The 22846-nt window shown below is 63.5% G+C and carries 20 protein-coding genes and 3 tRNA genes; 17 read left to right on the top strand and 6 right to left on the bottom strand.

What is annotated here, in order from left to right; translation table 11 throughout:
• Positions 1–76: 76 nt before the first annotated feature.
• The 6 genes from WCE05_RS12105 to WCE05_RS12080 are packed head-to-tail and all read left to right on the top strand — an operon-like array spanning position 77 to position 5988.
• On the top strand, positions 77–1171 hold the full coding sequence (locus tag WCE05_RS12105) for an ABC transporter ATP-binding protein (RefSeq protein ID WP_368815986.1): 1095 nt from the start codon (positions 77–79) through the stop codon (positions 1169–1171).
• Positions 1171–2268, top strand: coding sequence for an ABC transporter ATP-binding protein (locus WCE05_RS12100; RefSeq protein WP_368815985.1), 1098 nt, complete (start codon positions 1171–1173; stop codon positions 2266–2268). The genes WCE05_RS12105 and WCE05_RS12100 overlap by 1 nt, the downstream gene beginning before the upstream one ends.
• Positions 2265–3128: a carbohydrate ABC transporter permease gene (locus tag WCE05_RS12095; protein ID WP_225790141.1), complete on the top strand. Its 864-nt coding sequence runs from the start codon at positions 2265–2267 to the stop codon at positions 3126–3128. Before WCE05_RS12100 ends, WCE05_RS12095 begins: the two co-directional genes overlap by 4 nt.
• Before the next feature lie 3 nt (positions 3129–3131).
• Positions 3132–3932, top strand: a complete 801-nt coding sequence (locus WCE05_RS12090; protein ID WP_225790142.1) for a carbohydrate ABC transporter permease — start codon at positions 3132–3134, stop codon at positions 3930–3932.
• A 12-nt stretch (positions 3933–3944) separates the two neighbouring features.
• A complete protein-coding gene (locus tag WCE05_RS12085) occupies positions 3945–4217 on the top strand; it encodes a DUF2160 domain-containing protein (protein WP_225790143.1) in 273 nt (90 codons plus the stop codon).
• A gap of 34 nt (positions 4218–4251) precedes the next feature.
• The gene (locus WCE05_RS12080; RefSeq protein WP_368815984.1) at positions 4252–5988 is read left to right on the top strand and encodes an extracellular solute-binding protein; all 1737 of its coding nucleotides are present in this window, start codon (positions 4252–4254) and stop codon (positions 5986–5988) included.
• A 325-nt stretch (positions 5989–6313) separates the two neighbouring features.
• Here WCE05_RS12080 and WCE05_RS12075 read toward each other — a convergent pair.
• The 3 genes from WCE05_RS12075 to WCE05_RS12065 all read right to left on the bottom strand — a co-directional run bounded on the left by WCE05_RS12075 (position 6314) and on the right by WCE05_RS12065 (position 6658).
• Positions 6314–6398, bottom strand: a tRNA-Leu gene (locus tag WCE05_RS12075).
• Between the two features lie 57 nt (positions 6399–6455).
• Positions 6456–6531 (bottom strand) — tRNA-His (locus tag WCE05_RS12070).
• Between the two features lie 50 nt (positions 6532–6581).
• Positions 6582–6658, bottom strand: a tRNA-Arg gene (locus tag WCE05_RS12065).
• 289 nt (positions 6659–6947) lie between these two features.
• On the opposite strand from WCE05_RS12065, the gene folD reads away from it, so the two are divergent.
• The 8 genes from folD (at position 6948) to WCE05_RS12025 (ending at position 17463) form a co-directional block, all read left to right on the top strand.
• On the top strand, positions 6948–7802 hold the full coding sequence (folD, locus tag WCE05_RS12060) for a bifunctional methylenetetrahydrofolate dehydrogenase/methenyltetrahydrofolate cyclohydrolase FolD (RefSeq protein WP_368815983.1): 855 nt from the start codon (positions 6948–6950) through the stop codon (positions 7800–7802).
• A 642-nt stretch (positions 7803–8444) separates the two neighbouring features.
• Positions 8445–8744 (top strand): DUF6388 family protein, encoded by a 300-nt coding sequence (locus tag WCE05_RS12055; protein ID WP_225790146.1) that lies wholly within the window; start codon positions 8445–8447, stop codon positions 8742–8744.
• Positions 8745–8994: 250 nt separating this feature from the next.
• Complete coding sequence (gene tig / locus WCE05_RS12050) at positions 8995–10308, top strand: trigger factor (RefSeq protein WP_225790147.1); 1314 nt, start codon at positions 8995–8997, stop codon at positions 10306–10308.
• Positions 10309–10398: 90 nt separating this feature from the next.
• Entirely contained in the window at positions 10399–11040 is a 642-nt protein-coding gene (gene clpP / locus WCE05_RS12045) for an ATP-dependent Clp endopeptidase proteolytic subunit ClpP (protein WP_225790148.1), read from the top strand.
• Between the two features lie 108 nt (positions 11041–11148).
• Entirely contained in the window at positions 11149–12432 is a 1284-nt protein-coding gene (gene clpX, locus WCE05_RS12040) for an ATP-dependent Clp protease ATP-binding subunit ClpX (protein ID WP_043213487.1), read from the top strand.
• A 153-nt stretch (positions 12433–12585) separates the two neighbouring features.
• Positions 12586–14982, top strand: coding sequence for an endopeptidase La (lon, locus tag WCE05_RS12035; protein ID WP_368815982.1), 2397 nt, complete (start codon positions 12586–12588; stop codon positions 14980–14982).
• A 153-nt stretch (positions 14983–15135) separates the two neighbouring features.
• A complete protein-coding gene (gene hupB / locus WCE05_RS12030; protein WP_011533117.1) occupies positions 15136–15408 on the top strand; it encodes a nucleoid-associated protein HU-beta in 273 nt (90 codons plus the stop codon).
• Positions 15409–15591: 183 nt separating this feature from the next.
• Entirely contained in the window at positions 15592–17463 is a 1872-nt protein-coding gene (locus WCE05_RS12025) for a SurA N-terminal domain-containing protein (protein WP_225790150.1), read from the top strand.
• Between the two features lie 135 nt (positions 17464–17598).
• Here the strand turns inward: WCE05_RS12025 and WCE05_RS12020 are convergent, their stop codons facing one another.
• Complete coding sequence (locus WCE05_RS12020; protein ID WP_225790151.1) at positions 17599–18639, bottom strand: patatin-like phospholipase family protein; 1041 nt, start codon at positions 18637–18639, stop codon at positions 17599–17601.
• A gap of 156 nt (positions 18640–18795) precedes the next feature.
• On the opposite strand from WCE05_RS12020, the gene WCE05_RS12015 reads away from it, so the two are divergent.
• The 3 genes from WCE05_RS12015 to WCE05_RS12005 all read left to right on the top strand — a co-directional run bounded on the left by WCE05_RS12015 (position 18796) and on the right by WCE05_RS12005 (position 20755).
• Positions 18796–19074, top strand: coding sequence for a hypothetical protein (locus WCE05_RS12015; protein ID WP_225790152.1), 279 nt, complete (start codon positions 18796–18798; stop codon positions 19072–19074).
• Between the two features lie 14 nt (positions 19075–19088).
• Positions 19089–19856, top strand: a complete 768-nt coding sequence (locus WCE05_RS12010) for a CHAD domain-containing protein (protein WP_225790153.1) — start codon at positions 19089–19091, stop codon at positions 19854–19856.
• 101 nt (positions 19857–19957) lie between these two features.
• Positions 19958–20755: an acyl-CoA thioesterase gene (locus WCE05_RS12005; RefSeq protein WP_368815981.1), complete on the top strand. Its 798-nt coding sequence runs from the start codon at positions 19958–19960 to the stop codon at positions 20753–20755.
• Between the two features lie 94 nt (positions 20756–20849).
• Here the strand turns inward: WCE05_RS12005 and WCE05_RS12000 are convergent, their stop codons facing one another.
• Both WCE05_RS12000 and WCE05_RS11995 read right to left on the bottom strand, forming a co-directional pair.
• The gene (locus tag WCE05_RS12000) at positions 20850–21218 is read right to left on the bottom strand and encodes an Mpo1-like protein (protein WP_225790155.1); all 369 of its coding nucleotides are present in this window, start codon (positions 21216–21218) and stop codon (positions 20850–20852) included.
• A gap of 75 nt (positions 21219–21293) precedes the next feature.
• Positions 21294–22772: a methyl-accepting chemotaxis protein gene (locus tag WCE05_RS11995; RefSeq protein WP_368815980.1), complete on the bottom strand. Its 1479-nt coding sequence runs from the start codon at positions 22770–22772 to the stop codon at positions 21294–21296.
• Positions 22773–22846: the final 74 nt, after the last annotated feature.

The following is a 22846-nucleotide window of genomic DNA, read 5'->3' as shown; positions in this document are numbered from 1 at the left end:
CGGGCCAGAGCGGGTGAGGGAAACTGGCACGGAACTGGCTTTTTTCGTCGGACGATCACCACAGGAAGGCCACGCCATGTCTCTGGTGCTGGAACAGGTCAGCCGTAGCGTCGACAACCAGGCATGGATCGCCGACGCCAGCCTGCGCCTGGAGCCCGGATCGTTCAATGTCCTGCTGGGCCGCACCCTGGCCGGCAAGACCAGCCTGATGCGCCTGATGGCCGGCCTCGACCGCCCGGACCGTGGCCGCGTGCTGATGGATGGCGAAGACGTCACTGGCCGGCCGGTACGCTCGCGCAACGTGTCGATGGTCTATCAGCAGTTCATCAACTACCCGACCCTCACGGTGTTCGAGAACATCGCCTCGCCCCTGCGCCAGGCGCGGCTGCCCGAGCAGCAGATCCGTCGCCGGGTACAGGAAACCGCCAAGATGCTGCACATCGAGCCCTACCTCCAGCGCCTGCCATTGGAGCTCTCCGGTGGCCAGCAGCAACGCACGGCGATGGCCCGGGCATTGGTCAAGGATGCCTCGCTGATCCTGTTCGACGAGCCGCTGGTCAACCTCGACTACAAGCTGCGCGAAGGCCTGCGCCAGGAGCTGCGCGCCCTGTTCGCCGCGCGCCGCTGCATCGCCGTGTACGCCACCACCGAGCCCAGCGAGGCCCTGGCCCTGGGGGGCACCACCACCCTCCTGCATGAGGGGCGCATCATCCAGAGTGGTCCCACGGCCGAGGTCTACCACCGCCCCTGCAACGTGCTCGCCGCCGAGCTGTTTTCCGAGCCGCCGATCAACCTGGTGCTCGGACGTATCAGTGGTAACGAGGTGAGCCTGGCCGAGGCCGTGCACTTCGCCCGCAATGCCGACCTGCGCCACCTGGGCGATGGTGGCTACCGCTTTGGCGTGCGGCCCAGCCACATCACCCTGGTGCCGTCCCACGATGACGACCTGGAGCTGGCGGTGCTGGTGGAACTGGCCGAGATCAGCGGTTCGGAGACCTTCCTGCATGTGCGCAACGAGCACTGGCGGATGGTCCTGCACCTGCCCGGCGTGCACGAATACCCGGTGGACACGCCGATACGCGTGTTCATCCCCACCCACAAGCTGTTCGTCTTCGACAGCGACGGGGCACTGGTGCAGGCACCGGGCCTGCGCGAAGCGAGGAGCGCCTGATGGCCGAGATCCGCCTGCGCCGACTGGCCCATAGCTACGAGCGTCGACCATCGACCCAAGCCGACTACGCCCTGCATGAGCTCGAACACGTGTGGGAGCAGGGCGGGGCCTACGCCTTGCTCGGGCCGTCGGGCTGTGGCAAGTCGACCCTGCTCAATATCATTTCTGGCCTGCTCAGCCCGTCCCAGGGCGAGGTGCTGTTCGATGACCAGCCGGTCAACCACCTCTCGCCCCAGGCGCGCAACATCGCCCAGGTGTTCCAGTTCCCGGTGGTGTACGACACCATGAGCGTCTTCGACAACCTGGCCTTTCCGCTGCGCAATCAGGGCCTGGATGAGGTGCGGGTGCGCGCCCGGGTCGAGGAAATCGCCGAGGTGCTCGAGCTCGCCGGGATGCTGGGCAAGAAGGCGCGCAACCTCAGCGCCGACGAGAAGCAGAAGGTCTCCATGGGCCGTGGCCTGGTGCGTGACGATGTCTCGGCGATCCTCTTCGACGAGCCGTTGACGGTGATCGACCCGCACCTGAAGTGGAAGCTGCGGCGCAAGCTCAAGCAGATCCACGAGCAGTTCAACATCACCATGATCTACGTCACCCATGACCAGTTGGAGGCTTCGACCTTCGCCGACAAGATCGCGGTGATGCATGGCGGGCGCATCGTCCAGTTCGGCACCCCGCGAGAATTGTTCGAGCGGCCTCGGCATACCTTCGTCGGTTATTTCATCGGCAGCCCGGGGATGAACCTGGTCGAGGTGCGTGCCGAGGGCCGCGGGGTGGCCTTCGGCGATGTGCACCTGACGCTGCCGGAGGGGATCGTCGAACGCCTCGCCGAGCGCCCCGGCGCGCGGCTGCAGGTCGGCATACGCCCAGAGTTCGTGCAGGTCTGGGACGGGCCGTTCGACGGTGCTTTCGAGGCCCGCGTGCTGGATGTGGAAGACTTGGGCACCTACCGCATTCTCACCTTCGCGCTGGGCGGTGCGACGCTCAAGGCGCGCCTGGGCGAGGATCGCACCTTCCCCACCGGGATGGCCTGGGTCAGCCTGCCGGCGCAATGGCTGATGCTCTATGCCGACGACGTGCTGGTGGAGACTCAGCCGTGAACAAGGTGCCGAACAACAAGGCCTGGTGGCTGGTGCTGCCGGTGTTCGTACTGGTGGCGTTCAGTGCCGTGGTGCCGATGATGACCGTGGTCAACTATTCGGTGCAGGACATTTTCGACCCGTCCAACCGCTATTTCGTCGGCACCGACTGGTATCGCCAGGTGCTGCGCGACCCGGCCCTGCACGATGCGCTGTTGCGTCAGTTCGTCTACTCGGGTTGCGTGCTGCTGATCGAGATTCCTCTGGGGATCGCCATCGCCCTGACCATGCCGGGCAAGGGGCGCCTGGCGTCGGCCTGCCTGATCGTCATGGCCATCCCGCTGCTGATCCCGTGGAACGTGGTGGGCACCATCTGGCAGATTTTCGGGCGTGCCGATATCGGCCTGCTCGGCGCGACCCTGGGGCAACTGGGGATCAACTACAACTATGCCAGCGACCCCTTCGATGCCTGGATCACCGTGCTGGTGATGGATGTCTGGCACTGGACGTCGCTGGTGGCGCTGCTGTGCTATTCCGGCCTGCGTGCGATACCCGACGTCTACTACCAGGCCGCGCGCATCGACCGTGCCTCGGCCTGGGCGGTGTTCCGGCACATCCAGTTGCCCAAGCTGAAGAACGTGCTGTTGATCGCGGTGATGCTGCGCTTCATGGACAGCTTCATGATCTACACCGAGCCGTTCGTGCTCACCGGCGGTGGGCCTGGCAACGCGACCACTTTCCTCAGCCAGACCCTCACGCGCATGGCGGTGGGGCAGTTCGACCTGGGGCCGGCGGCGGCGTTTTCGCTGGTGTATTTCCTGATCATCCTGCTGGTGTCCTGGCTGTTCTACACGGCCATGACCCATGCCGACAAGGACTAGGCCATGACCCTGCGCAAGGCGTTGCCGCTGCTCCTGTACGTGCTCTTCTTGCTGGTGCCGATCTACTGGCTGCTGAACATGTCGTTCAAGAGCAACAGCGAGATCCTCGGCGGCCTGACCCTGTGGCCACAGGACTTCACCCTCGACAACTATCGGGTGATCTTCACCGATGCCAGCTGGTACAGCGGCTACATCAATTCGCTGTACTACGTGTGCCTGAACACCCTGATCTCGCTGGCGGTGGCGCTGCCGGCGGCCTATGCCTTCTCGCGCTATCGTTTCCTGGGCGACCGTCACCTGTTCTTCTGGCTGCTGACCAACCGCATGGCGCCGCCGGCGGTGTTCCTGCTGCCGTTCTTCCAGCTGTATTCGTCCATCGGCCTGTTCGACACCCACATCGCCGTGGCCTTGGCCCATTGCCTGTTCAACGTGCCGCTGGCGGTGTGGATCCTCGAGGGGTTCATGTCTGGGGTGCCCAAGGAAATTGACGAAACCGCCTACATCGACGGCTACAGCTTCCCGCGCTTCTTCGTGAAGATCTTCATTCCGCTGATCGGCTCGGGGATTGGTGTCACGGCGTTCTTCTGCTTCATGTTTTCCTGGGTCGAGCTGCTGCTGGCGCGCACGCTGACCTCGGTGAGCGCCAAGCCGATCGCTGCGGTGATGACCCGCACCGTGTCGGCCTCGGGGATCGACTGGGGCGTGCTGGCCGCCGCTGGGGTGCTGACCATCCTGCCGGGCATGCTGGTGATCTGGTTCGTGCGCAACCATGTGGCCAAGGGTTTCGCCCTGGGCCGGGTGTGAGGAGGGCAGACGATGGAGTGGATGGCCTGGACCTTGCCCACGGCGCTGTTCTTCGCCGCCGTTGGCGTGCTGTTGGTGTGCATGACGTTTTACGAGCTGCGCCGCCCGTGCCTTGCGCGCCGCGGTTTCCTGCCGATCGCCACCACCCGCGGCGACCGGCTGTTCATCGGCCTGCTGGCCAGCGCTTACCTGCACTTGCTGGTGATCGGCGTCAGCGACTGGCCGCTGTGGGTAGCCTCGCTGCTGTCGCTGGCCTGGCTCGTGGTGGTGCTGCGCTGGGGCTGACCGGCGCCGTGGATCAATCAATCGGGAGAGCACAATGTTCGATAACGACAAGAACCGGCGACATCTGACCCTGGCCGTGCTGCTGCTCGTCGGCGTGCAGGGTTCGGCCTGGGCCGACCAGTACGAGGACGCGGCGAAGAAGTGGATCGACAGCGAATTCAAACCCTCGACCCTGACGCCGGAGCAGCAGTTGGCTGAGCTCAAGTGGTTCATCAAGGCGGCCGAGCCGTTCCGTGGGATGAAGATCAACGTGGTGTCGGAAACCATCACCACCCACGAATACGAGTCCAAGGTGCTGGCCAAGGCCTTCAGCGAGATCACCGGTATCCAGCTGACCCACGACCTGCTCCAGGAGGGCGACGTGGTGGAGAAGCTGCAGACCCAGATGCAGTCGGACAAGAACATCTATGACGGCTGGGTCAATGATTCCGACCTGATCGGTACCCACTTTCGCTATGGCAAGGTGGAGTCGATCACTGACCTGATGGCCAATGAAGGCAAGGCCTACACCTCGCCGACCCTGGACCTGCAGGATTTCATCGGCCTTTCCTTCACCACCGCGCCAGATGGCAAGGTCTACCAGTTGCCGGACCAGCAGTTCGCCAACCTCTACTGGTTCCGTGCCGACTGGTTCGAGCGGCCGGAGCTCAAGGCCAGGTTCAAGGAGAAGTACGGCTACGAGCTGGGGGTGCCGGTGAACTGGTCGGCCTACGAGGACATCGCCCAGTTCTTCAGCGAGGACGTCAAGGAAATCGATGGCAAGCGCGTCTACGGGCACATGGACTACGGCAAGAAGGATCCATCCCTGGGCTGGCGCTTCACCGACGCCTGGTTTTCCATGGCCGGTGGCGGCGACAAGGGCCTGCCCAACGGCCTGCCGGTGGACGAGTGGGGGATTCGCGTCGAGGACTGCCATCCGGTCGGCTCCAGCGTCACCCGTGGCGGCGACACCAATGGCCCGGCGGCGGTGTATGCCACGCAGAAGTACGTGGACTGGATGCGCGCCTATGCGCCCAGGGAGGCGCAGGGCATGACCTTCTCCGAGGCAGGGCCGGTCCCGGCCCAGGGCAACATCGCCCAGCAGATCTTCTGGTACACCGCTTTTACCGCCGACATGACCAAGCCTGGTCTGCCGGTGGTCAACGCCGATGGCACACCGAAATGGCGCATGGCGCCGTCGCCCAAGGGGCCGTACTGGGAGGAGGGGATGAAGCTGGGCTACCAGGATGCCGGCTCGTGGACCTTCTTCAAGTCCACCCCCGAGAAGCAGCGCCTGGCCGCCTGGCTGTACGCCCAGTTCGTCACCTCCAAGACCGTGTCGCTGAAGAAGACCATCGTCGGCCTGACACCGATCCGCGAGTCGGACATCAACTCCCAGGCCATGACCGACCTGGCGCCCAAGCTCGGTGGGCTGGTGGAGTTCTACCGCAGCCCGGCGCGGGTGCAGTGGACGCCCACCGGCACCAACGTGCCTGACTATCCGCGCCTGGCCCAGCTGTGGTGGAGCCACATCGCCGAAGTGGCCAGCGGCGAGAAGACCCCGCAACAAGCCCTGGATGGCCTGGCCCGCGACCAGGACCGCATGCTCGAACGCCTGCAGCGCTCCAACGCCCAGGCCACCTGTGCACCCAAGCTCAACCCCGAGCGCGGTGCCCAGTACTGGTTCGACCAGCCGGGTGCGCCGAAGCCGAAACTGGCCAACGAGAAGCCCAAGGGGGAGACGGTGAGCTATAGCGAACTGCTCAAGTCGTGGGAGGCGGCGCGCAAGTGATCGGGTGGGGAACCCTGGTTGTTCCGTCGCCGGCTTTCAGCGGTTTCGTCATTTGAGGCCGCTTCGCGGCTCATCGCCGGCAAGCCGGCTCCCACAGGGGGCCGGTAGCGCTCACGAATCACGTGTCATGCCCAGGGCTCTGTGGGGCGGCCTTGCTGGGGGAGGGGCATGATCGACATGCTTGAGCACGCATTCAAACTGGAGAAATCGACCTTCCAGATACGACAAAGGCAGCTAAAAAGCTGCCTTTGCGTGCCCGAGATTCTCAAGGTCTTCCCAATCTTGTGAGCGGCTGGGGAGAAGCCTTTGAAAACGGGCAGTCATATGGTGCGGACGAAGAGACTCGAACTCTTACAGCTTGCGCCGCTGGAACCTAAATCCAGTGTGTCTACCAATTTCACCACGTCCGCGTGGAGCACTTAAAGCAAAGGCGCCAGATTATACAATCAAGGCGCCTTTGTGGAATATGGGGTGGACGATGGGAATCGAACCCACGACAACTGGAATCACAATCCAGCGCTCTACCAACTGAGCTACGCCCACCATATTGCGGTACTGCGTTACAACTTCACTTGCGTGCCAAAGCTGCCTAATGGCGCACCCGGCAGGACTCGAACCTGCGACCATCCGCTTAGAAGGCGGATGCTCTATCCAGCTGAGCTACGGGCGCATATTCAATCTGCTTTCTGTTACGATTGCAAATCAACTTTCAGCCCTACCGAACAAGCTAGCAAATCCGCTCATTCTGCCTGACCTTGCTAACCAGTGCTAGGCTCTGCCCGACAAGTGCGACGAATGTTATAGACGAGCCGAAAGGTCGTCAACACTTTTTTCAAAAAAATTTAGTTTATTTAAGGGGTTAGGGGATTTGCCCGACCACCCGCCTTTGCCCTCGGGCCGTGTCGTGCGAGAATGCGCCCTCTTTTTATGTTCCCTTCTCGATGGTTAATCACGCGTCTATGACTGCACACCTAATCGATGGCAAGGCGATCGCCGCCAACCTGCGCCAGCAGATCGCTCAACGTGTCGTGGAGCGTCGCCAGCAAGGCCTGCGCACGCCTGGCCTGGCGGTGATCCTGGTCGGTACCGACCCCGCCTCCCAAGTCTATGTCTCGCACAAGCGCAAGGACTGCGAGGAGGTCGGCTTCATTTCCCAGGCCTTCGACCTGCCCAGCGATACCACGCAGCAAGCCCTGAGCGACCTGATCGACCGCCTCAACGACGACCCGGCCGTCGACGGCATCCTCCTGCAGCTGCCACTGCCCGCGCACCTGGACGCCTCGCTGCTGCTCGAGCGCATTCGCCCAGATAAAGATGTCGACGGCTTCCACCCCTACAACATCGGCCGCCTGGCCCAGCGCATTCCACTGCTGCGCCCCTGCACCCCCAAGGGCATCATGACCCTGCTGCACAGCACCGGCCAGGACCTGTATGGCATGAACGCGGTGATCGTCGGCGCCTCGAACATCGTTGGCCGCCCGATGGCGATGGAGTTGCTGCTGGCCGGCTGCACCGTCACCGTCTGCCACCGCTTCACCAAGGACCTGGCCGGCCACGTCGGTCGCGCCGACCTGGTGGTGGTGGCCGCCGGTAAACCGGGCCTGGTCAAGGGTGAGTGGATCAAGGAAGGTGCCATCGTCATCGACGTCGGCATCAACCGCCAGGAAGACGGCAAGCTGGTGGGCGACGTGGTGTTCGAAACCGCCCTGCCGCGCGCGGCTTGGATCACCCCGGTGCCAGGCGGCGTCGGCCCGATGACCCGGGCGTGCCTGTTGGAAAACACCCTGTATGCAGCGGAAGAGCTGCATAAGTAAGACGGCGCGTGGCGATTTTTCTTATCGCCGCCGCAGGTCCTGTGGGGCCAGGCTTGGCGCAATGCCAGCCAATCAAGTGGCATTGGGGCTGCAAGGCAGCCCCCTTGGCCCACGGCTCAAACACCTCGTCTTACACCTCCCCATAACGCTCGCTCGAATCGCGCACCCCTGGCCTTTGCGTACGCGATAATTGGCGAGCCCAAAAATAATTGATTTTCATTTCCTTTTTCCGACCTTCGCGTGACCTCTCTTGCAAGAACATTTCAATCTGCAAGGGAGCGCTACGTGGAAAGCACACAGCCGATGCGATTACGCAAGTGGTAAAGCCAGCGGTGATGGTCGTTGTACAGCGTGCCCAGGTGGGCATTGAGCGCAGACGGGGAGTGACTGGTGTCCATTTGGAGCGAGACCGGCGTCGGCAAATCGAGTGCTCATTATATCGAGATTTATTCTCATATGAGAGTGACTGTTATTTTAGATGTGGTGCTCCACTTTGCCGTGGGCTCGAGTCGGACGGTTTCAGTGCTCCAGGCAGACCCGGGCGTGCCGATTGGCGTGCGGAGCTGGTGGCGGCCTGGTAAAAACTGATAGATTTCAGCCGGTTGAAAAGGGGGCTCGCAGCCCCGATAAAGGAAGAGTCGCATGATCGCAAAAGAAGCCCGCCAGGCATTGGCGCTGCAGCGCTTCGCCGAGGCCAATCCGCAGCTGCTCGAGGAAATCCGCGAACTGGATGCGCGCGAGCAGGCCCAGCAGATCCAGTGGGCTTTCGAGGATGCGGCCGATGAGCAGGGGGTCGAGCCCTGGGAACTGGCCCTGCAACTGATCGCCGAGAGCCCTGAGCAACTGAAGGCCATGCGCCTTGAGGTGCACCGCGAGGTGGCCGAGGCGCTGGGCTTGGCGTGGGAAGAGTACTGCCAGTTCAACGAGATCGATGCCCAATAGGCACTCCCTGCGTTTCGCTGCATTTGTTTGACAAGTTTTTACAACCCGCGCGATGACCAACCACCGCCGCGCGGCCAGCATCTGGAAAGGGTCCGACGGCGCGCCGTGCGGGCTTTTCAATGAAATCGACCGGCGTGGTTTCCCATCGTCCCGGGTGGGGTGACTTCTGGTGCGCGAGTCACTAGAATGCTTGCCCTTGATTCTGGAGTCGGGCTATCGCCGGCTAACGTCTGTGCAACGAGGAATATCCATGCAAGTTTCTGTTGAAAACACTTCCGCTCTCGAGCGTCGCATGACCATCGCCGTTCCGGCCGAGCGCGTCGAGACCGAAGTCAACAAGCGTCTGCAACAGACTGCCCGTCGCGCCAAGGTTCCAGGCTTCCGTCCTGGCAAAGTGCCTATGAGCGTGATCCGTCAGCGTTACGAAGACGCCGCCCGTCAGGAAGCCTTCGGTGACCTGGTCCAGGCTTCCTTCTATGAAGCCGTGGTCGAGCAGAAGCTGAACCCGGCTGGCGCCCCCGCGGTAGAGCCGAAGTCCTTCGAGAAGGGCAAGGACCTGGAATTCGTCGCCATCTTCGAAGTCTTCCCCGAGTTCACCGTTGCCGGTTTCGAGTCGATCAACGTCGAGCGCCTGAGCGCCGAAGTGGCCGACGCCGACCTGGACAACATGCTGGAAGTGCTGCGCAAGCAGAACGTGCGTTTCGAGGCCGTCGAGCGCGCCGCGCAGAACGACGACCAGGTCAACATCGACTTCGTCGGCAAGATCGACGGTGAAACCTTCGCCGGCGGTTCGGCCAAGGGCACCCAGCTGGTGCTGGGCTCCGGCCGCATGATCCCGGGCTTCGAAGACGGCCTGGTCGGCGCCAAGGCCGGTGAAGAGCGCGTCGTCAACGTGACCTTCCCCGAGGACTACCAGAACCTCGACCTGGCCGGCAAGGCCGCCGAGTTCACCATCACCGTCAACAGCGTCGCTGCTCCGCAACTGCCGGAATTGAACGAAGAGTTCTTCGCCCAGTTCGGCATCAAGGAGTCTACCCTGGAAGGTTTCCGCGCCGAAGTCCGCAAGAACATGGAGCGCGAGCTGCGCCAGGCGATCAAGGCCAAGGTCAAGAACCAGGTCATGGACGGTCTGTTGGCCGCCAACCCGATCGAAGTGCCCAAGGCGCTGCTGGAAAACGAAGTCAACCGTCTGCGCGTGCAGGCCGTCCAGCAGTTCGGTGGCAACATCAAGCCAGAGCAACTGCCGGCCGAGCTGTTCGAAGAGCAGGCCAAGCGTCGCGTGGTCCTGGGCCTGATCGTCGCCGAAGTGGTCAAGCAATTCGAGCTCAAGCCGGACGAAGCCAAGGTTCGCGAGATGATCGAGGAAATGGCCTCGGCCTACCAAGAGCCTGAGCAGGTCATCTCCTGGTACTACAAGAACGACCAGCAGCTGAACGAAGTCCGTTCGGTTGTGCTGGAAGAACAAGTTGTAGATACTGTCCTGCAGAAAGCGACTGTGACCGACAAGTCGGTCTCGTACGAGGAAGCCGTCAAGCCAGCGCAGGCACCTGCCGCCGCTGAGTGATTTCCTCCCTCGTAGGAAACCCCCACAAGCCAGCCTTCGCGCTGGCTTGTGCGTATTCAAGCCATGACTATTTGGGAGTGAGTGCAGGACATGTCCCGCAATTCTTATATTCAGCAGAGCTCTGACATCCAGGCCGCAGGCGGCCTGGTCCCGATGGTTATCGAGCAGTCCGCCCGTGGCGAGCGCGCCTACGACATCTACTCGCGCCTGTTGAAGGAGCGGGTGATCTTCCTGGTCGGCCCCGTCGAGGACTACATGGCCAACCTGGTAGTGGCGCAACTGCTGTTCCTTGAAGCGGAAAACCCGGACAAGGATATCCATCTGTACATCAACTCGCCGGGTGGCTCGGTCACTGCCGGGATGTCGATCTACGACACCATGCAGTTCATCAAGCCGGACGTCTCGACCATCTGCATCGGCCAGGCCTGCAGCATGGGCGCCTTCCTGCTGGCTGCCGGTGCCCGTGGCAAGCGTCACTGCCTGCCGAACTCGCGCGTGATGATCCACCAGCCGCTCGGCGGCTTCCAGGGCCAGGCGACCGACATCGAGATCCATGCCCAGGAAATCCTCAACATCAAGGCGCGCCTGAACGAGCTGCTGGCCTACCACACCGGCCAGGACCTCGAGACCATCAAGCGCGACACCGAACGCGACAACTTCATGAGCGCCTCGCGCGCGGCCGAGTACGGCCTGATCGACTCGGTCTACGACAAGCGGCAACTGGCGTCCTGAACCAAGGTGCCAGAGCGGGTGGGCGCGGAATGCGCCTACCTGCGGACTTGAAAAAGCCCGCGATTGCCTTCATCTTGTGTTTCATGCCTACCGGATTGGATCGATCGAATGACTGACACCCGTAACGGCGAGGACAGCGGCAAATTGCTCTATTGCTCCTTCTGCGGCAAAAGCCAGCACGAAGTGCGCAAATTGATTGCCGGGCCCTCGGTATTTATCTGCGACGAGTGCGTCGACCTGTGCAACGACATCATCCGTGAGGAGGTGCAGGAAGCCCAGGCCGAGAGCAACGCGCACAAATTGCCATCGCCGAAAGAAATCAGCGGCATCCTGGACCAGTACGTCATTGGTCAGGAGCGCGCGAAGAAGGTGCTGTCCGTAGCGGTGTACAACCACTACAAGCGCCTGAACCAGCGTGACAAGAAGGGCGACGAAGTCGAACTCGGCAAGAGCAACATCCTGCTGATCGGGCCGACCGGCTCGGGCAAGACCCTGCTCGCCGAAACCCTTGCACGCCTGTTGAACGTACCGTTCACGATTGCCGACGCCACCACCCTGACCGAAGCCGGCTACGTGGGCGAGGACGTCGAGAACATCATCCAGAAACTGCTGCAGAAGTGCGACTACGACGTGGAAAAGGCCCAGATGGGCATCGTCTACATCGACGAGATCGACAAGATCTCGCGCAAGTCGGACAACCCGTCCATCACCCGTGACGTCTCGGGCGAGGGCGTGCAGCAGGCACTGCTGAAGCTGATCGAGGGCACCGTGGCCTCCGTGCCGCCCCAGGGTGGCCGCAAGCACCCGCAACAGGAATTCCTGCAGGTCGATACCCGCAACATCCTGTTCATCTGCGGTGGCGCGTTCTCGGGCCTGGAAAAGGTCATCCAGAACCGCTCCACCAAGGGTGGTATCGGTTTTGGTGCGGAAGTGCGCAGCAAGCAGGAAGGCAAGAAGGTTGGCGAGTCCCTGCGCGAGGTCGAGCCGGACGATCTGGTCAAGTTCGGCCTGATCCCCGAGTTCGTCGGCCGTCTGCCGGTGCTGGCGACCCTCGACGAGCTGGACGAGGCGGCGCTGATGCAGATCCTCACCGAGCCGAAGAACGCCCTGACCAAGCAGTACGCCAAGCTGTTCGAGATGGAAGACGTCGACCTGGAGTTCCGCAGCGATGCGCTCAAGGCCGTTGCCCGCAAGGCCTTGGAGCGCAAGACCGGCGCCCGTGGCCTGCGTTCGATCCTCGAGGGCGTGCTGCTCGACACCATGTACGAGATCCCTTCGCAGAAGGACGTCTCCAAGGTGGTGATCGACGAGAGCGTCATCGATGGCACCTCGCAGCCGCTGCTGATCTACGAGAACAGCGAGCCGCAGGCCAAGGCCGCGCCTGACGCCTGAGTCGGAGCGTGACAGCGTGCAAGAAAGGGGCCTACGGGCCCCTTTCTGCTTTTCCTATCTCAGCGCTTGTATTTTCCCGGGCCTGCCCCCACATTAGGTCCAAGCATCATTTCCACCGGTTTCCGGCCACAAGGCCGCTGTAGAGGCGAAATCATGAAGACCACCCTCGACTTGCCTCTTTTGCCATTGCGCGATGTCGTAGTCTACCCGCACATGGTCATCCCGCTGTTCGTGGGGCGTGAGAAGTCCATCGAAGCCCTCGAGGCCGCGATGACGGGCGAGAAGCAGATCCTCCTGCTGGCCCAGAAGAATCCAGCCGACGACGATCCGGGCGAAGACGCCCTGTACCGCGTCGGCACTATCGCTACCGTTCTGCAACTGCTGAAGCTGCCCGATGGCACCGTCAAGGTGCTGGTCGAGGGCGAGCAGCGCGGCGCGGTCGAGCGTTTCAGCGAAGTGGACGGGCACGTGCGTGCCGAAGTCAGCCTGATCGACGAGGTCGAGGCGCCCGAGCGCGAGTCGGAAGTCTTCGTGCGCAGCCTGCTCTCGCAGTTCGAGCAATACGTGCAGTTGGGCAAGAAGGTCCCGGCCGAAGTGCTGTCCTCGCTCAACAGCATCGAGGAGCCGGGGCGCCTGGTCGATACCATGGCCGCGCACATGGCGCTGAAGATCGAGCAGAAGCAGGAGATCCTCGAGATCGTCGACCTGCCGACCCGCGTCGAGCATGTCCTGGCGCTGCTGGATGCGGAAATCGACCTGTTGCAGGTGGAGAAGCGCATCCGTGGCCGGGTCAAGAAGCAGATGGAGCGCAGCCAGCGCGAGTACTACCTGAATGAGCAGATGAAGGCCATTCAGAAGGAGCTCGGCGATGGCGACGAAGGGCACAACGAGGTCGAGGAGCTGAAAAAGCGTATCGACGCTGCCGGCCTGCCCAAGGACGCCCTGGCCAAGGCCCAGGCCGAGCTGAACAAGCTCAAGCAGATGTCGCCGATGTCTGCCGAGGCCACCGTGGTCCGCTCGTACCTCGACTGGCTGGTGCAGGTGCCGTGGAAGGCCCAGAGCAAGGTGCGCCTGGACCTGGCCAAGGCCGAGGAGATCCTCGATGCCGACCATTACGGCCTGGAGGAGGTCAAGGAGCGCATCCTTGAGTACCTCGCCGTGCAGAAGCGCGTCAAGAAGATCCGTGGCCCGGTACTGTGCCTGGTCGGCCCGCCCGGGGTCGGCAAGACCTCCCTGGCCGAGTCCATCGCCTCCGCCACCAACCGCAAGTTCGTACGCATGGCCCTGGGCGGCGTGCGTGACGAAGCCGAGATTCGTGGTCACCGGCGGACCTACATCGGTTCGATGCCGGGCCGCCTGGTCCAGAAGATGACCAAGGTGGGCGTGCGCAACCCGCTGTTCCTGCTCGACGAGATCGACAAGATGGGCAGCGACATGCGTGGCGACCCGGCCTCGGCGTTGCTGGAGGTGCTCGACCCCGAGCAGAACCACAATTTCAACGATCACTACCTGGAGGTCGACTACGACCTTTCGGACGTGATGTTCCTGTGCACCTCGAACTCGATGAACATCCCGCCGGCGCTGCTCGACCGTATGGAGATCATCCGCCTGCCTGGCTACACCGAGGACGAGAAGGTCAACATCGCGGTCAAGTACCTGACGCCCAAGCAGGTCAAGGCCAATGGCCTGAAGAAGGACGAGCTGGAGATCGATGTTTCGGCGATCCGCGACATCATCCGCTACTACACCCGTGAAGCGGGCGTGCGGAGCCTGGAGCGGCAGATCGCCAAGGTCTGCCGCAAGGTGGTCAAGGAACACGCCGGCCAGAAGCAGGTGAAGGTCAAGGTCACCAGCGAGCAGCTCGAGCACTTGCTCGGCGTGCGCAAGTTCCGCTACGGCCTGGCCGAGCAGCAGGACCAGATCGGCCAGGTCACCGGCCTTGCCTGGACCCAGGTGGGCGGCGAGCTGCTGACCATCGAGGCGGTGGTCATCCCCGGCAAGGGCCAGTTGATCAAGACCGGCTCGCTCGGCGACGTCATGGTCGAATCGATCACCGCGGCGCAGACCGTGGTGCGCAGCCGCGCGCGCAGCCTGGGCATCGCTGCCGATTTCCACGAGAAGCACGACGTGCACATCCACATGCCCGAGGGCGCCACGCCCAAGGATGGCCCTAGCGCCGGCATCGGCATGTGCACCGCGCTGGTCTCGGCGCTGACCCAGATCCCGGTACGTGCCGACGTGGCCATGACCGGCGAAATCACCCTGCGCGGCCAGGTCCTGGCCATCGGCGGGCTGAAGGAAAAGCTGCTGGCGGCGCACCGCGGTGGGATCAAGACGGTCATCATTCCCGAGGAAAATGTCCGCGACCTGAAGGAGATTCCGGAAAACATCAAAGAGGATCTTCAGATCAAACCGGTCAAATGGATTGACGAAGTCCTCCAAATTGCGCTGCAATACGCCCCGGAGCCCTTGCCAGATGTGGCTCCGGAGATTGTCGCGAAAGATGAAAAGCGCGACGGCGATGCTAAGGAAAGAATCAGCACGCACTAGTACGTATTTCGCTGGGGGGCTTTCCTTGACAGTTTTTTCGGGCCCTTGTTATAAAGCGGCACGCCAGTGTCAACAGGCCGCCCAGCGCTCGTTTCATAAGCTTTTCATTAAATACTTAGAAACAAACTCAATAGAGATATAAGGGGACTTAGAGTGAACAAGTCGGAACTGATTGACGCTATTGCCGCATCCGCTGACATCCCGAAAGCTGTAGCCGGCCGTGCGCTGGACGCAGTCATCGAATCCGTCACCGGCGCCCTGAAGCAAGGTGACGATGTTGTACTGGTTGGCTTCGGTACCTTCTCGGTCAAGGAGCGCGCCGAGCGTACCGGCCGCAACCCGCAGACCGGCAAGGCGATCAAGATCGCTGCCGCCAAGGTTCCAGGTTTCAAGGCTGGCAAGGGCCTGAAAGACGCCGTCAACTAAGTCGTCTCTTTCAGCCGGACCTGGTCACGCCAGGCCCGACCGCGTGACGAAGGGGGCGCAAACGTTCCCGTTGGCACGCTCGCTTTGAAAAGGCGCATCCACAGGATGCGCCTTTCTTCTATCAGGATTCTACCCACGCTCCGCGGTTGTCGACGCAGTGGTACAACCGTTTCTGGGGGACGCATGCTGCAGAATATCAGGGACAATTCACAAGGTTGGATTGCCAAGACCATCATCGGCCTTATCGTCGTGCTGATGGCGCTGACCGGCTTCGAGGCCATTTTCCAGGCCACCAGCCATAGCCAGGACGCCGCCAAGGTGAACGGCCAGACCATCAGCCAGAACGAGCTGAGCCAGGCTGTCGACATGCAGCGCCGCCAGCTGATGCAACAGCTGGGCAAGGATTTCGACCCAGCGCTGCTGGACGAGAAAATGCTGCGCGAAGCCGCGCTCAAGGGGCTGATCGACCGCAAGCTGCTGTTGCAGGGCGCCGAGGATGCCAAGTTCGCCTTTTCCGAGGCCGCGCTGGATCAGTTGATCCTGCAGACGCCAGAGTTCCAGGTCGACGGCAAGTTCAGTGCCGAACGATTCGACTCGGTCATTCGCCAGATGGGCTACGGGCGCATGCAGTTCCGCGAGATGCTGGCCGAGGAAATGCTCATCGGGCAGCTGCGCACCGGCCTTGCCGGCAGCAGCTTCGTCACCGACAAGCAGGTCGAGGCCTTCGCCCGCCTGGAGAAACAGACCCGCGACTTCGCCTCGCTGACCTTCAAGGCCGACGCGGCCGTGGCCCACGTCAGCGACGACGAGGTCAAGGCGCACTACGACCAGCACGCCAAGGAGTTCATGACCCCCGACCAGGTGGTCATCGACTACATCGAGCTGAAGAAGTCGGCCTTCTTCGACCAGGTCACGGTCGACGAGGACGCGCTCAGGAACCTCTACGAGAAGGAAATCGCCAACCTGGCCGAACAACGCCATGCCGCGCACATCCTCATCGAGGTCGACGACAAGACCTCCGATGCCCAGGCCAAGGCCCGCATCGAGGAAATCCAGCAGCGCCTGGCCAAGGGTGAAGACTTCGCCGCGCTGGCCAAGGAGTTCTCCCAGGATCCGGGTTCGGCCAGCAGTGGCGGTGACCTGGGTTTCGCAGGCCCCGGCGTCTATGACCCGGCCTTCGAGGAGGCGCTGTACAAGCTGGGCGAGGGGCAGGTCTCGGCGCCGGTGCGTACCGAGTTCGGCTACCACCTGATCAAGCTGTTGGGCGTCGAGGCGCCGGAAGTACCGACCTTCGCCAGCCTGCAGGACAAGCTGACCCGCGAGCTTAAGACCCAGCAGGTCGAGCAGCGCTTCGTGGAAGTGACCAAGCAGTTGGAAGATGCTGCCTTCGAGGCGTCCGACCTGGCCCAGCCGGCCCAGGACCTGGGCTTGAAGGTACAGACCTCGGCGCCGTTCGGTCGTGAAGGCGGCGAGGGCATCACTGCCAACCGTGCGGTGATTCAGGCCGCCTTCAGCGAGGAGGTGCTGGACGAAGGCGCCAACAGCAACGCCATCGAGCTGGACCCGGAGACCGTGGTCGTGCTGCGCGTCAAGGAGCATCGCAAGCCCGAGCAACTGCCGCTGGACGCCGTGGCCAAGAGCATCCACGAGCACCTGGCCAAGGAGAAGGCGATCGCCGAGCTCAAGGCCAAGGCCGACAAGCTGATTGCCGAACTGCGTGATGGCTCCCGGACGCCGGACGCTGCGGTCGAGGGCCAGGCCTGGAAGGTCCAGGAGGCCGTCACCCGTGGCCAGGACGGTATCGACCCGGCTGAACTGCAGGCGGTGTTCCGCCTGGCCAAGCCCGAGGCCAAGGACAAGCCGGTCTATGGCAGCGTGGTCCTGGCCGATGGCAGCCTGGTGCTGCTGCAGCTCAAGGGCGTCAACGAAGGTGCCGCGGCTACCGACGAGGAGAAGGAGCAGATCCGTCGCTACCTCGCCTCGCGCGCTGGCCAGCAGGATTTCGCGGCCTACCGCAAGCAGCTGGAAGCCAACGCCGAGATCACTCGCTACTGAGTGCATCCCTCCAACGAAACAGGCCGCGTATGCGGCCTGTTTCGTTTCTGTCCCAGTGCTACCTGTCCCGGTCCATTCTTGGGGCTGCTTTGCAGCCCATCGCCGGCAAGCCGAACACCTTGAGCTTCCGCGGGCTCACCGCCGCTCCCCCTCGTAGTTGTCCAGGGTATCCCTGGCAATCTCCCGCCCCAGGGCGATCAGCTCCGGTGCCTTGTAGAACTCGAAGAACCGGCACACCCGCTTGGGTACGTTGATCAGCACGTCCGGTGGATAGCCGGCGATCTTGTACTGGGCCAGGGACGTCTGCATCACCTCGAAGCTCTGGTTGATCAGGTCGAGCAGCGAGGCCGGGCCAACGTTGTCGATGATGAACGAGCCGGTGGCGGAGCGGGGGGCGCCGTCGCTCTCTGGGGCCGCCGCCGGTTGCTGGCTTTCCGGATTGGCCGAATCGGCGAGCCAGGGGTTGGGCCGCCCCAGACCCTCGGCAACGATCTCCTGCTCGATGCGCATCAGTTCCTCCGCCGGCTTGCGCCGGAAGGGCAGGCGCGAGCCCAGGGAGCTGATCAGGGCATCGAAACGCATCTTGAACGCCGCCGGGCGTTCGATCACCGGCAACTGGTACTGCTTCTGGTTGGTGGCGTTGAGGTTCACCGCGATGATCAGGTCGCAGTGGCTGGACACCACCGGGACGATCGGCAGCGGATTGAGGATGCCGCCATCCACCAGCATGCGGTTGCCCTGCATCACCGGGGTGAACAGGCTGGGGATCGCCGCCGAGGCACGCATGGCCTGGTGCAGGCAGCCTTCCTGGAACCAGATTTCCTGCTGGTTGGTGAGGTCGGCCGCCACCGCGGTATAGGGAATGGACAGTTGCTCGATGTTCACGTCGCCGACGATCTTGCGGATCTGCCCGAACACCTTGTCGCCACGGATCGCGCCCAGGCGAAAGCTCACGTCCACCAGGCGCAGCACGTCCAGGTAGTCCAGGCTCTCGATCCAGTTGCGGTAATCGTCGAGCTTGCCAGCGGCGTAGATGCCACCGATCACCGCTCCCATGGAACAGCCGGCGATGCAGGCGATCTCGTAGCCGCGCCGTTCGATTTCCTCTATCACGCCGATGTGCGCGTAACCCCGGGCGCCACCCGACCCCAGGACCAATGCCACGCGTTTGCTCATGATGTCTCCCCCACGGCTGTGCAACCATGGTCCAACAATGCACCCATTGCGGCCCATGCTTCAATGTACACCGTGCTGGGCTACGCTGAGCAGGGCACTTTTCGTTTGCCTGGGCGTCGAATGGCCACACTTTTTTCACCTTCGAGGTTACTACCGATGAAAGCCTGGATCTGCCTTCCCCTGATCGCCCTGGCCCTTGCTGGCTGCGCGGGCAAGACGGCCTACCGTGACAGCTGCGCGACCCAGCTGGATGCCGCCTGGAAGGAACTCGACCTGGCCAAGGCCGAAGGCTTCGCCGGCACCGTCAGTTATTCCAAGGCCCTGTCGCTGTTGACCGGGGCCAAGACCCAGCAGCAGTTCGAGGCCTTCGAAGGTTGCACCAGCAAGGCGCAGAAGGCGCGTTTCTATATCCGTGAGTCTCGCGCCGGGCGCTGAACGAGGAGCGTCGTATGTCCGCCATGCTCGATCACGTGATCACCCAAGTGCTGGCCCTGCAGGTGCGCCTGCTGGCCTGTCGCGAGCGGTTGGCCGCCGATGTCGACAGCGAGGCGTTGCACGACCTGCGCATCGCCCTGCGGCGGCTGCGCAGCCTGCTGCGCCCTTTGCGCGGGCTGCCAGGTGTCGACCAGTTGGAGGGGGCGGCCAAGTCCCTGGGCACCCTGACCACGCCCCTGCGCGATCGTGAGGTGCTGGCAGCCCAGTTGCTCAGGCAGGGCCACGAGCAGGCCGGGCAACGGCGCCTGGAGGGCAGGGCGCGGACATTCGCCAGCGTGGCCGGCAGCCGCCAGCTCGACCGTGTGCTGGCCATTCTCGACAGCTTCCCGCTGTTTCTGCGTGCCTGCGACCGCGAAGGCCTGGCTCGCGGCCTGGAAAAACGCATCGACAAGCGCCTGGACAAGCAATGGCGCAAGCTGCGCAAGGCCCTGGAAGACCCTGCCCACGACCGCCACCGCTTGCGCTTGCTGATCAAGCGCGTGCGCTATGGCGATGAGGCCTATCCGCAGCTGGACTCGGCCGGGAAGAAGCTGCGCCGCCTGCTCAAGCGGGCCCAGGGCGACCTGGGCGAATGGCACGATCGCCTGCAATGGCTGTTGCAGGCCCGCGACCATGCGGACCTGGCGCCGTGCAAGGCCGCCTGGGAGCGCGAGCTGCACGAGGCCGAGCAGAAGGCCGATGCCACCCTGGAGGTGCTGCTGGCGGCCCTGGCGCGTCGATAGCCGCCAGAATTGACCGATATGCGGGCTGCCAGGAGGGGGCTCGCTGGCTAAGATCGGGAGCATCGACGTAGCCGATTTTTCTGCAGGAGCGAAAGGACGCCATGAATTTCACGCAATTGCTTGCCGCCGTGCGCGAGCGCCCCGAGGCGGTCAGCGTGCCGGCCAATTGGGCCCAGGGGCGTGCCGCGTTCGGTGGGCTGATGGCCGCGTTGGTCTATGAGGCCATGCGCGCCAGGCTCGACGATGCCCGTCCGGTGCGTTCGCTGGCCATCACCTTCGTCGGCCCCGCCGCGCCGGAGGTCCCGATCCGCTTCGAGGTCGAGGTGTTGCGCCAGGGCAAGGCGGTCAGCACACTGCTGGGGCGCGCCGTGCAGGATGGCCAGGTGGTGACCTTGGTGCAGGGCAGCTTCGGTTTCGGGCGGGCGTCGGAGGTCGAGTTTTCGGCGCTGCCAGCGGTGCCGATGAAACCCTTGGAGCAGGCTGCGGCGGAGTTGCCCTACATCCAGGGTGTGACACCGGAATTCATGCGCCATGTGGCCTTGCGCTGGGCCATTGGCGGCCTGCCGTTCACCGGCGATGCCTCGCGGCAGATGGGCGGCTGGGTGCGCTTGCGCGATGTCGCCGAGGAGCCGGTCAACGAAGCGCACCTGCTGGCCCTGGTTGACGCCTGGCCGCCCAGCCTGTTGCCCAGCCTCAAGCGGCCTGCCGCCGGCAGTACGCTGACCTGGACCATCGAATTCGTCCAGCCTACGCCACGGCTGTCGACCCTGGACTGGTGCCGCTACTGTGTCGAGACCGAGCATGCCCGCGATGGTTACGGGCACGCCTCGGCGGCCCTGTGGACGGCCGAGGGCGAGCTGTTGGCCTTGAGCCGGCAGACGGTGACGGTGTTTGCCTAGGGCCTTGGCTCGTGGTTGAGCCGATGCTGGTCAGTTCAGCGTTTCAGTTGCCATTTGGGGCTGCGAAGCAGCCCTAAAAAGGGGGGCGCCGTTTTCAGCGCCGATGCTTGTGCCGCTCCCGCCAGGCGCGCCACCAGGCGCCGCTGAGGACGAAGCGCGGAAAGGTGATGAACTGCTCGGTGAGCAGGCGTTGCACGGCATCCTTGCGGTCAGCGAAGGGCTCCGGTTGTTCGGCTTCCAGGCGATGGCCCTGGCGCTGCAGGCCCAGGCTGGCGGCCAGGGCGATGATGCCCACGGCGATCTGGGAAAGGTCCAGGCCGAACAGGCCCGAGAGCACCAGCAGCACGCCCAGGATGAACAGCGGCACGGCAATCAGGTGCAGCACCAGGTTGGCCGGGTGCCGGTGGTTGTTGTGATAACCGCGCCATTGCCAGGCGGGCAGGTTGGGCAGGCGTTTGCTCATGGACATTTCCTCTGGCTCATGTCCAAAGCTTAGTGCGGCCCTCGGACGAGGGCCAATCGAGGCGGGCTATGGCGGCTATAGCTTGAGCTGGCCAATGGCCTTGTTCAGTTCGCCGGCCAGGGTCGCCAGTTCGACGCTGGTGGTGGCCGAGCCGATTGTCTGCTGCACGGTCTGCTCGGTGACGTCGCGGATGCTCACCACCGCCCGGTTCATCTCCTCGGCCACCTGGCTCTGCTGCTCGGCGGCGACGGCGATCTGCGTGTTGCTTTCGCGCATCTGCGCCACGGCGCTGGTGATCTCGGCCAGGGCTTCGCCGGCTTCCTGGGCCTGCTTGACGCAATCGTCGGCCTTGTACGAACTCTCCTGCATGAACTCCACTGCATCGCGGGTACCGGCCTGCAAGGCCGAGACCATGCCGGTGATTTCGTCGGTGGAGGTCTGCACGCGCTTGGCCAGGTTGCGCACCTCATCGGCCACCACGGCGAAGCCGCGGCCCAGCTCACCGGCACGGGCCGCTTCGATGGCGGCATTGAGGGCCAGCAGGTTGGTCTGTTCGGCGATGCTGTGGATCACCCCGACCACGCCGTTGATCCGCTGGCTGTCCTCGGCCAGTTGGTGGATCATTTCGGCGGTCTGCTGCACACCGCTGGACAGCCCGGCGATCGAGTCCTGCACCCGGCTGACGACCTGCTGGCCGCTGCCGGCCAGGCTGTCGGCGGTCTGCGACAGGTCGCGGGTGGCGCCGGCGTGCTGGGCGATGTGGTGAACGGTCGCGGACATCTCGTTGATCGCCGTGGCCGCCTGGTCGGTCTCGCTCTGCTGGCCGATCATGCCGTGGCGCACTTCGTTCATGCTCGCCGCCAGGCGTGCGGCGCCCGAGTCGAGCTGGGCGGCGGTGCGCGCCACGGTGCTGACCACGCGATGGTAGGTGGCCTGCATGGCATTGAAGGCGCCTGCCATCTGGCCGACTTCGTCGCCGCAGGACAGCGGCACGCGAGCTGCCAGGTCGCCGGTCTTCTCCACGTGCAGCATCACGTCCTTGAGGGTGTTGAGCTGGCTGAGCAGGAAGCGGATCAGCAACTGCGAGGCGCACAGCATGGCCAGCATCAGGACCAGGACACAGACGGCATAGTTGCCGAAACGCTCGAAGAATACCTGGCGCAGGCTGGGCGACTGGGCCAGCACGGCGATGCGCTGCTCGCCCTGGTACAGCACCTGGGCCCCCTGCAACGGGTTGTCGCCGAGCAGCCAGGCACCGGGCAGGTCGACCCAGCCTTGGCTACCCTCCAGGGCCTGGAGGGGTTCTCCGGCGAAGGTCGGTGTCTGTCCTGCCTGCCAGGTGACCAGGTGGGGCAGGCTGGGCAGGGCTTGCCCGGCGGGCCAGGCGGCGATCAGCGAGGCCTCGGTGACGGCCTGGCTGCGGGCGCCCTCGGCCCGGGCCTGTTGCTCCAGATACACGGCATAGAGCACCAGCAGCAAGGTCGTGACGAAGGCCACCGCATTGACGGCCCAGAACTTGTACTTCAGGGAAATATTGCTAAGCCAGGCACCCATTAGGTCTTCTCTGAGTTGAGCGGAAACATTATTGGCAAAGTGCCATCATTGTGCCCGCTCAAGCCAGGCGTTGT

Source organism: Pseudomonas sp. I2 (assembly GCF_040984075.1).
Classification (GTDB): Bacteria; Pseudomonadota; Gammaproteobacteria; order Pseudomonadales; family Pseudomonadaceae; genus Aquipseudomonas; species Aquipseudomonas guariconensis_B.
Note: the sequence above shows the minus strand (reverse complement) of the source record. Positions and strands in the feature narration are given on the sequence as shown.